This window comes from Microbacterium sp., assembly GCF_035556355.1.
Taxonomy (GTDB): Bacteria; Actinomycetota; Actinomycetes; order Actinomycetales; family Microbacteriaceae; genus Microbacterium.
This window is the reverse complement of sequence record NZ_DATMFG010000018.1, coordinates 114,052-127,982: the sequence shown is the minus strand read 5'-3', so window position 1 is coordinate 127,982 and position 13,931 is coordinate 114,052. Positions and strand designations below refer to the sequence as shown.

The window sequence follows — 13,931 nt, the reverse complement described above, 5'->3', positions numbered from 1 at the left end:
CACTACAACAGCGAATCAGCCCGCCGCGCAGCCCTGCCCGCCTGGCTGCACTTCTACAATCACCACAGGCCCCACACTGCGATCGGGAAGCTCCCGCCCATCAGCCGGATCTCAAACAACCTGCCTGGGCAGTACAGCTAGTTCTTGCCGGGCACCTTCTTGACCTTCACCGCGCCGGTGGCGACGATCGACGAGCCGGCGCCGGTCGCCGTCACCGCGAAGCTGCCGTGCGGCGTGCCGTCGGGGATGACGATGTCGAGGGTCGCGCTGCCCTTCGCGTCGGCGATCTGCGCGCCGAGCGCCGTGTCGCCCGCGGCGAGTGCGACCGACTCACCGGGTCGGAAGCCCGACGCCGTGACCGACACGTGCTCGCCCGGGGGCGTCGGCGGGTTGGGTGTCGCGATCTTGCCGCCCTTCGCCCTCGTGTTCGCCTCGGCGCACGGGTCGGCGGCGACGCCCACAGCGGGCAGCTCCTCACCGTCGATCACGCCGTCGTCCTCGCGGACGACGACCTGTCCGAACGCCTCGTCGCCCATCACGACGCCGCGCGTGTTGGTCACCGAGATCGTGAATGCCGTGGACGCCGCGGTCGAGGCCACGTCGTCTCCGAACGTCGGGACCGGCACGGACTTGCACACCTCGCCCTTCGCGAATGTGACCTTCGTCGCGATGATCCCCACCTTGGACGTCGCCGCCGCGGAGCCCATGACCGACACGTAGACCTCGGAAGCGGTCTTCGCGGGCGCCGACAGCACGACCGGCACGCGCACCTCGCCGGCGCCGGAGCGCTCCTCGACGTACGTGGTCGCGGTGTCGACCGAGATCACCGGCTTAGTCGTCGCCTTGCCGAGCGCCGGGCGGTCGAACGCGAGGTCCGACACATACGCGGCGCCATCCGGCGTGCCCGAGATGCCCGGCGCTCCCGTCAGACGCACCTCGCGAAGATCGTTGACCTTCAGTCCGGCCGCCGCGACCTCCGAGAGAGGCAGGCTGACCTTCTGCAGGACGATCTTGCCGAGCGTCGTCGGGTTCTGCGCGCTCTGCGGCAGGCGCACGAGCGCCCCCGGGTTGAGCTCGGATGCCGCGGCGCTGAAGGTCTTGCCCTTGCCGTCGACCACCGTGATCACGAGGTCGGTGCCGCCGCCGTAGGGGACCGTCTCGTCGGCCGCCGTCCGGAACGTGAGCGCCGTGTAGGCGGAGGCGTTCCGGAGCTTCGCGGGGACCGGCACGGTGATCCCGCCCGTCGCATCCGACCACGACAGACGTCCGACCGGGGTCGCGACGACATCGCCCGCGAAGCGCACGGTCGTCCAGTGCGGCACCTGCGCCGACGCGAGCGTCGAGCACGCGGGCAGCTCCTGCGGCACCGCGCGACCGTCGAGGCTCGCGCACACGGTGAGCGAGGCCGATCCGAACGCGCGCGCGGTCGTCGCCGGGCTCTCGAACGTCTCGAGGTCGGCGCGCGCCGACGAGGGCTGTGTCGCGACCGTGCGCACGTCGATGTCGGCGGTCGTGGCGGTCTTCGCGCCCGTCGTGAACGGGTCGAGGAACTGCGTCTCGCCGCCCACCGTCGCGCGGAACCAGCCCGCCATGAGCGAAGTGCCCACGTCGTACTGCTTCTCGGGCGACAGCCGGATCGAGGTCGCGGATGCCGAGGGCGACGTGCCGCACACCTCGTCGTTCGCGCGCGCCGAGTTCGGGTTCGTGCCCGACCAGTCGTCGCTCACGTTGAACTCGTACCGTCCGGGCGTCCACACCGTGTTGAAGAAGTTGTGGTTGGCGCCCATGACCCACACGTCGGAGCGCAGCACGTCGTCGCCGAACGCGTGGCGCGAGTCGTCGTTCATGTGCTGGCCCTGCTGATTCGACACGTCGCCGTCGCAGTACGGGAGCACGACGAGGGTGGGCACGTTCGGCACCGTCATGCGCCCGAAGTCGACGGGAGCGAGCGGCAGGATCGACACGATGTCGAACGGCTTCGCGAGACCCTGGTTGAGGGTCGCCGCCGACGTCACGCCCTCGCCGCCGCGCGAGTGGCCCATGAGGCCGATGCGCGAGAAGTCGAAGCGGCCCTTGAGGTCGGCCGGCGTGAGCTCGACGACCGACGGGTCGATGCGGGCCGCTTCCGTGCCGCCGTTGCCGGTGAGCGCATCGGCGAGCGTGACGTCCTGACCGGTCGCGGCGTCGTGCAGCACGACGGGCTCGCCCTTGTTCGCCTTCTGGAACAGGCTGAGCGTGTCGAGGATGAGCTGCCCGCGGGCACGCGCGCCGTAGTCGAGCGCGAGCTGGTTGTCGTTCGAGTTGATCGCGTTCGCCGAGATCGAGATGACCGCGTAGCCGTTGCTCGCCAGCGCCTCGGCCGTGCCGTCGTAGCCCGCGTAGCTCGGGATCGACACCTGCGTCGGCGAGCACGGCCAGCGCAGCGGGTTCGCGGGCGTGCCCGCGCACGAGCTGTGGCGTCCGTGCAGCAGCACCACGAGCGGGCGCGGACCGCCGGTCGTCGGCAGGTAGATCTTGCCCTCGACCTCACCGCGGATGCCGCCGATGCCCGCGAGGTCGATCGCCTGGTCGCCGAAGCGGTAGATCGACTTCGTGTACGCGTAGGCGCCGTGGACCGCGGCATCCGGCGCCGTCTCGACCTCCGAGACCGCCTCGGTCTCGACGATCGCCGACTCGGGAACGGCTGCCTCATCGGTCGTTCCGGCTTCCGCGAACCAGCCCTGCTCGACGGTCGTGGCGTCGGCGACGGCGGGGTCGCTCGTGAGCGCGGTGAGCGTCGTGCCGCTCTCGGACTCGGTCGCGAAGCCGACGGCCACGCCGTCGACCTCGATCGTGGGGGCGTCCGACTTGATCTCGAGCGGCTCGTCGAGCTCGAGCTCGATCTCGTACACGCTGCCGAGGTCGGTCACCGTCCAGTTGTCGCCCGACGCGACGACGTTCTCTTCGGCGGGGGGGGCGCGGCTGCTGCGGGGACGGCGACGACGGGGGCGAGCACGAGCGACGCGGTGAGCGCGCCGACCGTGAGCCCCGCGAGCCGTCGCCGAGACGCCCGCACGGACGTGGGTGTCTTCATGGTGAGACCGTTCGATGGGGGATCGGATCCCGGGGTGGATCGGTCTCATCTGAGCGGTCGCGCGTTTCGACGTCGGTGCACGGCGGTTACCGCGATGTAACGGCCGCCGGGACCGTCTCGATCACCGGGAGGCAGGACGGGGCGGATGCCCCGCGCGCGTCACGCGTCGGCAGGGCTCCACGAGAGCGACTCGATGTAGCGCAGCAGCACGCCCTCGCGCAGCGCCCACGGCGACACGTCGAGCTCGCCCACGTCGAGGGCCGCCATCGCGGTGTGCAGCACGACGGCGGCCGCGACGATCTGGAACGTGCGGTCAGCGGTGATCCCGGGCAGCTCCTGCCTCGCCGACGCGGGGATGCGCGCGAGCCGCGGGATCCACGAGCCGAGGGCTTCGCGCGGCAGCCGCCACCGGTCGATGCCGGTCCACCCGCTCACGGAATACCCGACGAGCTTCGCGAGCGAGCGGATCGCCTTCGACGACCCGACGACGTGCTGGGGGCGGGGGAGTTCGCGGAACTCCGCTGCGACCGGCGCGAGCGTCGCGGTCGCGTGCGCGCGCAGTCGCTCGACCGCCTCTTCGCCGGGTGGGTCGTCGGGAAGGAACTGCACCGTCATGCGCCCCGCGCCGAGCGGCACGGATGCCGCGGCATCCGGCAGCTCATCGGCGCCGGCCGCGAGCTCGAGCGATCCGCCCCCGATGTCGAAGAGCAGTAGCTGGCCGGCGGCCCATCCGAACCACCGCCGCACGGCGAGGAACGTGAAGCGCGCCTCGGTCTCGCCGCCGAGCACCTGCAGCGGCTGCCCGAGCGCCTCTTCGATGCGCGCGATGACCTCGGCGCCGTTCGTCGCCTCGCGCACGGCCGATGTCGCGGTCGCGAGGAGCTCGTCGACGTTCTCGGATGCGGCGACCTTCCGCGCCTCGGTCGTCGCCGAGACGAGGGCGTCGACGCCCTCCTGGGAGATCGAGCCGTCGGGCTGCAGGTATCGCATGAGCCGCAGCACGGATCGCCGGCTCGTCGTCGCGAGCGGGCGACCCCCCGGCCGGACGTCTGCGACCAGCAGGTGGACGGTGTTCGAGCCGATGTCGAGGACCCCGAGGCGCACGCGTTCAGGTTAGCGGGAGCGGGTGACTACGATGGGCGCGATGTCCACCGACGAAGCGATCGACGCGACGACGGCGCACTCGCTCTACCGCGAGATCGGCCGCGCGGAATGGGCGCGCCTCGCGGCGGACATGGCGCAGCCGTTGAGCGAGACCGAAGTCGTGCAGCTGCGCGGTCTCGGCGACCGGCTCGACCTCACCGAGGTGCGCGAGGTGTACCTGCCGCTGTCGCGTCTCCTGTCGCTCTACGCCGAGAACACGAAGCGGCTCGGCGCCGAGACGGCGAGGTTCCTGCGCGAGGACGACACCACCACGCCGTTCGTCGTCGGCGTCGCGGGCTCCGTCGCGGTGGGCAAGTCCACGATCGCGCGTCTGCTGCGCGAGCTCATGAGCCGGTGGCAGGGGACGCCCCGCGTCGAGCTCGTCACGACCGACGGGTTCCTCTACCCGAACGCCGAGCTCGAGCGCCGTGGGCTCATGGATCGCAAGGGCTTCCCCGAGTCGTACGACCGCCGCGCGCTCGTGCGGTTCCTCACAGACGTCAAGAGCGGTGCGCCCGAGGCGCGTGCGCCGTTCTACTCGCACATGAAGTACGACATCGTCCCCGACGCGTACGTCACCGTCCGTCGGCCCGACGTGGTCATCGTCGAGGGTCTGAACGTGCTGCAGCCTCCGCCCACGCCGAACGACGTCGCGGTGAGCGATCTGTTCGACTTCTCGATCTACGTCGACGCCGACGCCGAGCACATCGCGCAGTGGTACGTCGATCGGTTCATGGCCCTCAAGACCGGCGCGTTCTCGAATCCGAACTCGTTCTTCAACGTCTTCTCGCACCTCACCGACGAGGAGGCCGTCGAGACGGCGCTCGGGTACTGGAACTCGATCAACCTCCCCAACCTCGAGGAGAACGTGCTGCCGACGCGCCACCGCGCGACCCTCGTGCTGCAGAAGGCGGCCGACCACACGGTCGAGCGGGTGCTCCTGCGCAAGCTCTGACCGCCCCGGGGTATTCGTACAGGTCCCTCGCAAACCCGCCCGCTTACGATGGTCGGCATGTGTGGAATCGTCGGATACGTCGGCCCCCGCCCGAGTCAGGACATCCTGATCTCCGGCCTCGCCCGACTCGAGTACCGCGGCTATGACTCCGCGGGCATCGCGATCATCGACGGGGACGGCAGCCTCGGCATGCGCAAGCGCGCCGGAAAGCTGAGCGCGCTCCGCGATGAGCTCACCGCCTCGCCGATCGCCGACGGCACGACGGGCATCGGCCACACGCGCTGGGCGACCCACGGCGGGCCGACCGACGCGAACGCCCATCCCCATCTCGCCGACGACGACAAGCTCGCCGTCATCCACAACGGCATCGTCGAGAATTACGCGGCGCTCAAGGACGAGCTGCTCGCACAGGGCTACGAGTTCCGCAGCGAGACCGACACCGAGGTGGCGGCCGTGCTGCTCGGCCACGAGTACCGCTCGAACGGGGGCGACCTCGTCGAGGCGTTCCGTGCGACCGTGAACCGCCTCGAGGGCGCGTTCACGCTGCTGGCCGTCCACAAGGACCACCCGGGCCTCGTCGTCGGCGCGCGCCGCAACTCGCCGCTCGTGATCGGCATCGGCGAGGGCGAGAACTTCCTCGCATCCGACGTCGCCGCGTTCGTCGAGCACACGCGCCACGCGCTCGCGATCGGCCAGGACGAGATCGTCGCCATCACGCCGTCGGGCGTCGAGGTCACCGACTTCTCCGGCAACGTCGTCGAAGTCGAGCCCTTCGAGGTCACGTGGGACGCATCGGCCGCCGAGAAGGGCGGCTGGTCGTCGTTCATGGCGAAGGAGGTCTCGGAGGAGCCGGAGGCCGTCGCGAACACGTTGCGCGGGCGCATCCGCGACGGCGCCGTCGCCATTCCCGAGCTCGACGGACTCGACGACCTGTTCCGCGGCGTGGATCGCATCATCGTGATCGCCGCCGGCACCGCCGCCTATGCGGGCATGGTCGGCAAGTACGCGCTCGAGCAGTGGGCGCGCGTGCCGGTCGACGTCGAGCTCGCGCACGAGTTCCACTACCGCGACCCTGTGATCGGCCCCAACACGCTCGTCGTCTCGATCAGCCAGTCCGGCGAGACGATGGACACGCTCATGGCTGTCAAGTTCGCGCGCGAGCGCGGCGCCAAGACGCTCTCGATCTGCAACACGCAGGGCGCGACGATCCCGCGCGAGTCGGACGCGATCGTCTACACGCACGCGGGCCCCGAGGTCGCCGTCGCGTCGACCAAGGCGTTCGTCGCGCAGATCACCGCGCTGTACCTGCTCGCGCTGCACATCGGCGCGGTGCGCGGCGAGCTGTCGCCGACCGAGGTCGCGCACCAGCTGCTCGAGCTCGAGGCCGTGCCCGAGAAGATCCAGCACATCCTCGACCACGAGCAGGAGCGCATCGAGCAGTTCGCGCACTGGATGGCCGACACGCGCTCGGTGCTCTTCCTCGGCCGTCACGCCGGGTACCCGATCGCGCTCGAGGGCGCGCTCAAGCTCAAGGAGATCTCGTACATCCACGCCGAGGGCTTCGCGGCGGGCGAGCTCAAGCACGGTCCGATCGCGCTCATCGAGCCCGGCCAGCCCGTGTTCGTGATCGTGCCGTCGCCGCGCGAGGCGCCGGTGCTGCACTCCAAGGTGGTCTCGAACATCCGCGAGATCCACGCGCGCGGTGCGCGCGTGATCGCGATCGCGGAAGAGGGCGACGCCGCGGTGCTGCCCATCTCCGACGAGGTGCTGCGCGTGCCGCTCGCCGACCCGCTGTTCGGGCCGATCCTCGCTGTCGTGCCGCTGCACATCTTCGCGATGGGCCTCGCGACCGCCAAGGGCCTCGACGTCGACCAGCCGCGCAACCTCGCGAAGTCGGTCACGGTCGAGTAGCGGCCCGCGTCCTGCTCGCTTCGGTAGGGTTGCGGATGCCGACCCTTCGGCGAGCTCAGCGACCGGCCTGGGGCGAGCTCAGACGTCGGTGCGAGGGAGGTCCAGGGTGATCGTCGGAATCGGCGTCGACCTCGTCGACATCGCCCGATTCGAGCGCAGCATCGAACGGACACCGCGACTGATCGAGCGGCTGTTCGCACCCTCCGAGCGCACGCTCCCGCCGCACTCGCTCGCGGCGCGGTACGCCGCCAAGGAGGCGCTCATCAAGGCGCTCGGCGGATCCGACGGCGTGCGCTGGACCGACATCGAGGTCACGCGCGAGGCATCCGGTCGCCCCCTGTTCGCGCTGTCGGGCACGACCGCGGAGGCCGTCGCCGACCGCGGCATCACGATGATGCACCTGTCGCTGTCGCATGACGCCGGCCTCGCGACGGCGTACGTCGTCGCCGAGGCGACCGGTTCGAACGGAGGCGCCGCGTGACGCGCTTCCCGGCGGGCGTCCTGCGCGAGGCCCGCATCGACGTCGGTGCGATCGCCGACAACGTGCGGCACCTGCGCCGGCTCACCGAGTCGGAGATCATCGCGGTCGTGAAGGCGGACGGCTACGGCCACGGCGCCGTGCGCTCCGCCGTCGCGGCACTCGAGGGAGGGGCATCGCGGCTCGGCGTGGCCGACATCGGCGAGGGCCTCGCATTGCGCCGCGCGGGCATCGATGCGCCGATCGTCGCGTGGCTGCACGCGCCGGGCGCGTCGTTCGACGAGGCGGCGGCCGCAGGGATCGAGCTCGGGGTGTCGAGCCTCGACCAGCTCCAGAAGGCGGCGGCCGCGGCATCCGCCGATCGCCCCGTCGCCGTGCACCTCAAGCTCGAGACCGGGCTCGGACGCAACGGCATCCCGCCCGAGGACTACGGCGTCGTGTTCGCGGAGGCGGCTCGGCTCGAGCGCATCGGCCGCATCCGCGTCGTCGCCCTGTTCAGCCACCTGTCGAACACGTCCGTCGACGACGACCGCGAAGCGCTGCGGCGGTTCCTCGACGCGACGGGGGCGGCGGCATCCGTCGGTCTCGCGCCGCCCCTGCGGCACATCGCGGCGACCAACGCGGCGATCGACCTGCCGGAATCGCGACTGGGATGCGTGCGCATCGGCATCGGCCTGTACGGGCTCTCGCCGTTCGACGATCGAAGCTCCGCCGATCTGGGCCTGCGGCCGGCGATGACGCTGCGCGCACCCGTGGCGGCGGTGCGGCGCGTGCCCGCGGGGCAGGGCGTGTCGTACGGCTACACGCACCGCACGGATGCCGAGACGACCCTCGCGCTCGTGCCCCTCGGGTACGCGGACGGCGTTCCGCGGCAGGCGTCGGGCGCGGGCCCGGTGTCGATCAACGGAGCGCGGTTCCGCGTCGCGGGCCGCGTCGCGATGGACCAGTTCGTCGTCGAGGTCGGCGACCACCCCGTCGCGGTGGGCGACGAGGTCGTGCTCTTCGGCGACCCCACCCTCGGGGCGCCGTCGGCCGACGAGTGGGCGCGCGCAGCCGGCACGATCAACTACGAGATCGTCACGCGCATCGGTCCGCGCGTGCCGCGGAGGCAGGTGTCGGGATGAGCGGCCTCGACCAGATGGTCGGGCAGCGCGAGATCGCGTCGCCCGAAGACATGCAGGCGCTCGGCGAGCAGATGGGACGGATGCTGCGTCCCGGCGATCTCGTCGTGCTGACCGGTCCCCTCGGGGCGGGCAAGACCACGCTCACGCGCGGCATCGCTGCGGGCCTCGGGGTGCGTGGGCCGATCCAGAGTCCCACGTTCGTCATCGCGCGCACGCACCCGTCGCTCGTGGACGGGCCGCCGCTCGTGCACGTCGACGCCTACCGCCTCGGCTCGGCGATGGAGCTCGACGACCTCGACCTGGACCTCGACAACTCGGTCGTCGTCGTGGAGTGGGGCCGCGGGCTCGTCGACGTGCTCGAGAAGGACGTGTGGTGGGAGGTCGAGCTCGAGTCCGAGTGGGGCGGCACGGGCGTCGACAACGCGTGCGGCACGAGCGGCCCCGCCGCGGCCGAGCTCGACGCGAACGCGCCGCGCATCGTGACGGTGTCGCGGCGGACGTCCTCTCCGGCTGATACCCCCGGTCGCTGAGCGAGGAGCGCAGCATGCGCGCCACTCCGGCCGCTGAGCGAGGAGCGCAGCGACGAGACGAAGCGCGGCGGTGCCTGCACAGCATCCGGGCATCCGGCCCCGACTACCCTGGAACGCGTGATTCTGGGCATCGACACCTCGCTCGGCACGGCCGTCGCCGTGATCGAACCCGACGGGGTCGTGCGGTCGGCGATCGAATCGCCCGACCCGCGCGGGCACGCCGAGGTGATCGGCACCCTCATCGCACGGGCGCTGGAGGAGGCATCCGTCTCGCCTGACGCGATCCAGGCGGTCGCCGCGGGAATGGGGCCGGGGCCTTTCACAGGACTCCGCGTCGGTGTCGCCGCGGCGCGCGCGTTCGCGCTGGGGCGCGGCACCCGCTTCGTCCCCGTCGTCAGCCACGACGCCGTCGCCCTGGCTCTCATGCTCGACGCCGCCGTGCGCGGCGATGACCCCGGTCGGTTCGCCGTCGTGACGGACGCGCGCCGGCGCGAGTTCGCCTACACCGTGTACGACGGGCTCGACGACGACGGGCTCCCCGTGCGCGCGAGCGAGCCGGCGCTCGCGCCACGTGACGAGCTCGACGCGCTTCTCGCAGAGATCGGCGCCGCGCGCCACGATGCGCACAGCGTGCCCGCGTCGATGGTCGCGCTGGTCGCGAGCCGCTCCGTCGACGCCGGTCGCGTGGTCGGTCCTGACGACGCGCTGTACCTGCGGGCGCCCGACGTCACGCCGTCGGCGGGCCCCAAGCCCGTGACGACGGCGGCCGAGCGATCCGGAGCGGGCGCATGACGCTGCGACGAGCGACCCTCGACGACCTCGACGCCATCATGGCGCTCGAGCGGGCGTCGTTCCCCGGCGACGCGTGGTCCGAGGCGTCGATGCGCGAAGAGCTCCGGTCGCCGCACGGGTGGTACGTCGTCGACATCGAAGCGGGCGTGCTCGTCGGATATGCCGGGCTGCGGGCACCGCACGGGTCGAAGGACGCCGACGTGCAGACGATCGCGATCGCCGAGGCATATCGCGGCCACGGGCGCGGCCGGCGGATCCTCGAAGCCCTGCTGGATGAGGCGCAGCGCCGCGGCGTGCGTGAGGTGTTCCTCGAGGTGCGCGCCGACAACCCCGTCGCCCAGGCGCTGTACGCGTCGGAGGGCTTCGTCGAGATCGCACGCAGGCCGCGGTACTACCAGCCCGGAGACGTCGACGCCCTCGTGATGCGTCTCGACCTGACTGTGCGCGCCGCCGCCCGCACGCCGAACCCGGACGAGGCGGGAGCGTGCACATGACCGAACCCCTCGTACTCGGCATCGAGACCAGCTGCGACGAGACGGGCATCGGGATCGTCCGCGGGCGCACGCTCCTGTCGAACACCATCGCGAGCTCGATGGACGAGCACGCGCGCTACGGCGGGGTCGTGCCCGAGGTCGCCGCCCGCGCCCACCTCGAGGCGCTCGAGCCCGCGATCGGGGCCGCGCTCGCGGAATCCGGGATCCGGCTGCAGGACGTCGACGCGGTCGCCGTCACGAGTGGACCCGGTCTCGCGGGCGCCCTCATGGTCGGGATCGGCGCGGCGAAGGCGCTCGCGATCTCGCTCGGCAAGCCGCTGTACGCGGTCAACCACCTTGTGGGCCACATCGCGGCCGACATCCTCGACGCCGATGCTCCACCGCTCGAATACCCGACCGTCGCGCTGCTCGTGAGCGGCGGGCACACTTCGCTCCTGCTCGTGCGGGACCTCACGACCGACGTCGAGCTGCTCGGCGAGACGATGGACGACGCGGCGGGCGAGGCGTTCGACAAGGTCGCGCGGCTGCTCGGCCTCCCCTACCCGGGCGGTCCCGAGATCGATCGTGCGGCGGCATCCGGAGACCCGGAAGCGATCCGCTTCCCGCGCGGGCTGTCCCGCGCAAGCGACCTCGCCGAGCACCGCTACGACTTCTCGTTCTCGGGCTTGAAGACCGCCGTCGCGCGGTGGATCGAGCAGCGCCGGGCGACCGGCGAGGACGTGCCCGTCGCGGATGTCGCGGCGTCGTTCCGGGAGGCCGTCGTCGATGTGCTCGTCACGAAGGCGCTCGCGGCGTGCGCGGACCACGGCGTTCCGCGCCTGCTGCTCGGCGGCGGCGTCATCGCCAATCGACGCTTGCGCGACATGACGCTCGAGCGGGCCGAGGCTGCCGGGGTGACGGTGCGCATCCCGCCGCTCTCGCTGTGCACCGACAACGGCGCGATGATCGCCGCGCTCGCGTCGGAGCTCATCATGTCGGGCCGCGGCCCGTCGACGCTCGAGTTCGGGGCCGATTCGACGCTGCCCGTCACCGAGATCCAAGTCGCCGAGGCGCAGGAGGTGGCGTCGTGAGCGACGAACGCGACGAGTCGCCGGTCGCAGGTGACGCGACCGAAGCAGGCGGGGCGACCGACGAGGCGGATGCGGCGCCCACGCCGCCCATCACGAAGCCGCCGCCCGCGGATGTGTCCGCGGTGACGCCCGGTGACCTGCCCGCGGATGTGTCCGCGGCGGCGCCCGTCCGTGCGGCCGTCGAACCTGCGGGTGAGCCCGTCGCGACGCCTACGGGGCCCCAGAGTGAGCCCGCGGCGCCCGAGGGTGAGACCGTCGCGAAGCCCGCGGGACCCGCGGTGCCCGTGCGCGAGCCGGCCCGGACGCCCGCCGACGCGCCGACGCCGCCCATCACCAAGCCCCCGCCTGCGGACATGCCCGGGGCGACGCCCGTGGATGCACCTGCGGGACCCGCGCGTGCGCCCGCGTCGACGCCCGCGGAGCCCACGGTCACGCCGGCCGAGCCCTCCGGCACGCCGGCCGCGGCACCGCGCGCTGACCCGCCGCTCGCGGGTGCGCAGATTTCCGTGCCGGAGCCACCGGTCATCATCGAGCCGCCCTCGCCGGATGTCGCCCTCGCGGGTGAGGCGCCCCGTCTTCCCGGCGAGCATCGGGGCGGCTTCGGTCGCCTCCCGACCGCTCCGATCGACATCACCCCGGCCCCCGTCCATCCGGCCGACGCGGAATGGGCTCCGACGCCCGCGCCGCCGCCCCGCGGCCTCTCGGCGTGGGCGCTGGCGTGCTCGATCATCGCTCTCGCGGCGTCGCTCGTGGTCGGATGGGCATTCCCGATCGGGCTCATCGGCATCGTGATCGGCATCGTCGCGCTCCGCCGCCCGCTCGAGAGCAGCGCCATGGCGGCGTGGGCGATCGTGCTCGGGACGCTGTCGGTGCTCTACAGTGCGGGCTGGCTCATCTACGCCGCGTGGGTGGTGGGCCTGATCGGCTGAGGACCCTACTCCTCCCCAGCGCGTCCCGACGAGACATCCACAGCTCGGGCTCGTGCGGACCGGAGTGTCGTACGTATGTTCTAATGTCGGGGTATGTCGATCGCAGGTGAGGAGGAGTTCGTGCCTCCTGTTTCGGATGCGATGGATCGTGTGCGCGAGACCGGTGACGTGGTGACGATGTTCGCCGCGGAGTACTTCGTCACCGTGGACCGGGCCCGCCGCGAGGCGCTGGAGGATGCGGCCCGGTATGGGCGGGAGCTGACCGGGGTGGTGGAGCGGGGCATCCGGTTGGAGTTGGCGGCGGGGATGCGGATCACCGAGCACGCCGCCGGCGACCTGATCCGGCGAGCGGAGGCGCTGGTGCACCGGTACCCGGACGCGTTGGAGTCGCTCAGCAGGGCGCGTATGACGGTGGCGCACGCGGAGTACCTCGTGGACCGGCTCGACGAGCTGGAGCCTGCTGTGCGTGACGGGTTGGTCGCGGAGGCGGTCGCGCTCGCCGAGGAGCTCCCGGTGGGCTCGTTCCGGCGTGCGCTGCGCAAGCTGATCGACACGCACCGGTCGGCGACGCTGGCGGAGCGGCATGAGGCCGCGGTGGTCAAGCGTCGTGTGGTGGTGGAGCACGCGGATGACGGGATGGCGTGGTTGAGCGCGTACCTGCCCGCGGTGGAGGCGCACGCGATCTACGGGCGGCTCACCTCCATCGCGAAGGCCATCAAGACCCACGACGAGGCAGCGGCGACGCCTCGGCAGGACGCCACGAGCCGCGACTGCGACGCGGCGCCGCCGGATGAGGATCGCACGATCGACCAACTCCGCGCCGACGTGTTCAGCGACCTGTTGATCGAGGGTGACACGACCGTGCATCCGGTCGAAGCGCGCGGCATCCGCGCGACGGTCGCGGTCACCGTACCGGCGCTCACCCTGCTCGCCGAGAGTGACTCCGCCCGTGCGGCGGCGGGGCTCGCGCCGGCGGTGGTGGAGGGTGTCGGTCCGATCCCGCTGGATCGTGCCCGGGTGTTGTGTGGGGGTGCGGACGGGTGGATGCGGATCCTCACCCACCCCGAGACCGGAATGGTGCTCTCCGTGGGCCGCACCCAGTACCGGCCTCCGCCGATGTTGCGGAAGCTGGTCAGGTGGCGCGCCGACCGGTGCATGGCTCCCGGATGCGGCATCCCCGCCAGCAGATGTGAGATCGACCACACCGTCGCGTGGGAACACGGCGGGAACACCGCGCTCGACAACCTCGCACCCCTGTGCAAAGGGCATCACACCGTGAAACACCACGGCGGGTGGCAGGTCAGACAACTCCCCGACACCGGGGGTGCCCTCGAATGGACCTCACCCGCAGGGCGACGGTACGTGGTGCAACCCGAACGCCGCGTGCCGGTGTTCCACCCCGCCCACACCAACGACGCCCCCTTCTGACCGC

General features: G+C 71.8%; 13 protein-coding genes. 11 read left to right on the top strand and 2 right to left on the bottom strand.

Annotation, left to right across the window (positions count from 1 at the left end):
* On the top strand, positions 1–141 hold a 141-nt coding region (locus VNR19_RS03975), incomplete at its 5' end, for an integrase core domain-containing protein (RefSeq protein ID WP_325724120.1).
* On the opposite strand, the gene VNR19_RS03970 is transcribed toward VNR19_RS03975, so the two are convergent.
* The gene (locus VNR19_RS03970) at positions 138–2,909 is read right to left on the bottom strand and encodes an alpha/beta hydrolase (RefSeq protein ID WP_325724104.1); all 2,772 of its coding nucleotides are present in this window, start codon (positions 2,907–2,909) and stop codon (positions 138–140) included. The two genes, VNR19_RS03975 and VNR19_RS03970, sit on opposite strands and share 4 nt — an antisense overlap.
* Positions 2,910–3,232: 323 nt before the next feature.
* Positions 3,233–4,177 carry a Ppx/GppA phosphatase family protein gene (locus VNR19_RS03965; protein ID WP_325724102.1) on the bottom strand — a complete coding sequence of 315 codons (945 nt, stop codon included), beginning with the start codon at positions 4,175–4,177 and terminating at the stop codon, positions 3,233–3,235.
* A gap of 40 nt (positions 4,178–4,217) precedes the next feature.
* Here VNR19_RS03965 and coaA point away from each other — a divergent pair, with 40 nt between their 5' ends.
* The 10 genes from coaA (at position 4,218) to VNR19_RS03915 (ending at position 13,927) form a co-directional block, all read left to right on the top strand.
* Positions 4,218–5,171 carry a type I pantothenate kinase gene (gene coaA / locus VNR19_RS03960; RefSeq protein WP_325724100.1) on the top strand — a complete coding sequence of 318 codons (954 nt, stop codon included), beginning with the start codon at positions 4,218–4,220 and terminating at the stop codon, positions 5,169–5,171.
* A gap of 57 nt (positions 5,172–5,228) precedes the next feature.
* Positions 5,229–7,082 (top strand): glutamine--fructose-6-phosphate transaminase (isomerizing), encoded by a 1,854-nt coding sequence (gene glmS / locus VNR19_RS03955; protein WP_325724098.1) that lies wholly within the window; start codon positions 5,229–5,231, stop codon positions 7,080–7,082.
* Positions 7,083–7,188: 106 nt separating this feature from the next.
* Positions 7,189–7,563 carry a holo-ACP synthase gene (locus VNR19_RS03950; RefSeq protein ID WP_325724096.1) on the top strand — a complete coding sequence of 125 codons (375 nt, stop codon included), beginning with the start codon at positions 7,189–7,191 and terminating at the stop codon, positions 7,561–7,563.
* Complete coding sequence (gene alr / locus VNR19_RS03945; RefSeq protein ID WP_325724094.1) at positions 7,560–8,684, top strand: alanine racemase; 1,125 nt, start codon at positions 7,560–7,562, stop codon at positions 8,682–8,684. Before VNR19_RS03950 ends, alr begins: the two co-directional genes overlap by 4 nt.
* Complete coding sequence (tsaE, locus tag VNR19_RS03940) at positions 8,681–9,214, top strand: tRNA (adenosine(37)-N6)-threonylcarbamoyltransferase complex ATPase subunit type 1 TsaE (protein ID WP_325724092.1); 534 nt, start codon at positions 8,681–8,683, stop codon at positions 9,212–9,214. Before alr ends, tsaE begins: the two co-directional genes overlap by 4 nt.
* A gap of 117 nt (positions 9,215–9,331) precedes the next feature.
* Positions 9,332–10,006: a tRNA (adenosine(37)-N6)-threonylcarbamoyltransferase complex dimerization subunit type 1 TsaB gene (gene tsaB, locus VNR19_RS03935; RefSeq protein WP_325724090.1), complete on the top strand. Its 675-nt coding sequence runs from the start codon at positions 9,332–9,334 to the stop codon at positions 10,004–10,006.
* Positions 10,003–10,500 (top strand): ribosomal protein S18-alanine N-acetyltransferase, encoded by a 498-nt coding sequence (gene rimI, locus VNR19_RS03930; protein ID WP_325724088.1) that lies wholly within the window; start codon positions 10,003–10,005, stop codon positions 10,498–10,500. The genes tsaB and rimI overlap by 4 nt, the downstream gene beginning before the upstream one ends.
* A complete protein-coding gene (tsaD, locus tag VNR19_RS03925) occupies positions 10,497–11,570 on the top strand; it encodes a tRNA (adenosine(37)-N6)-threonylcarbamoyltransferase complex transferase subunit TsaD (RefSeq protein ID WP_325724086.1) in 1,074 nt (357 codons plus the stop codon). The genes rimI and tsaD overlap by 4 nt, the downstream gene beginning before the upstream one ends.
* Positions 11,567–12,499 (top strand): hypothetical protein, encoded by a 933-nt coding sequence (locus tag VNR19_RS03920; RefSeq protein WP_325724084.1) that lies wholly within the window; start codon positions 11,567–11,569, stop codon positions 12,497–12,499. Before tsaD ends, VNR19_RS03920 begins: the two co-directional genes overlap by 4 nt.
* A gap of 93 nt (positions 12,500–12,592) precedes the next feature.
* Positions 12,593–13,927 (top strand): HNH endonuclease signature motif containing protein, encoded by a 1,335-nt coding sequence (locus VNR19_RS03915; RefSeq protein WP_325724082.1) that lies wholly within the window; start codon positions 12,593–12,595, stop codon positions 13,925–13,927.
* Positions 13,928–13,931 lie beyond the last annotated feature (4 nt).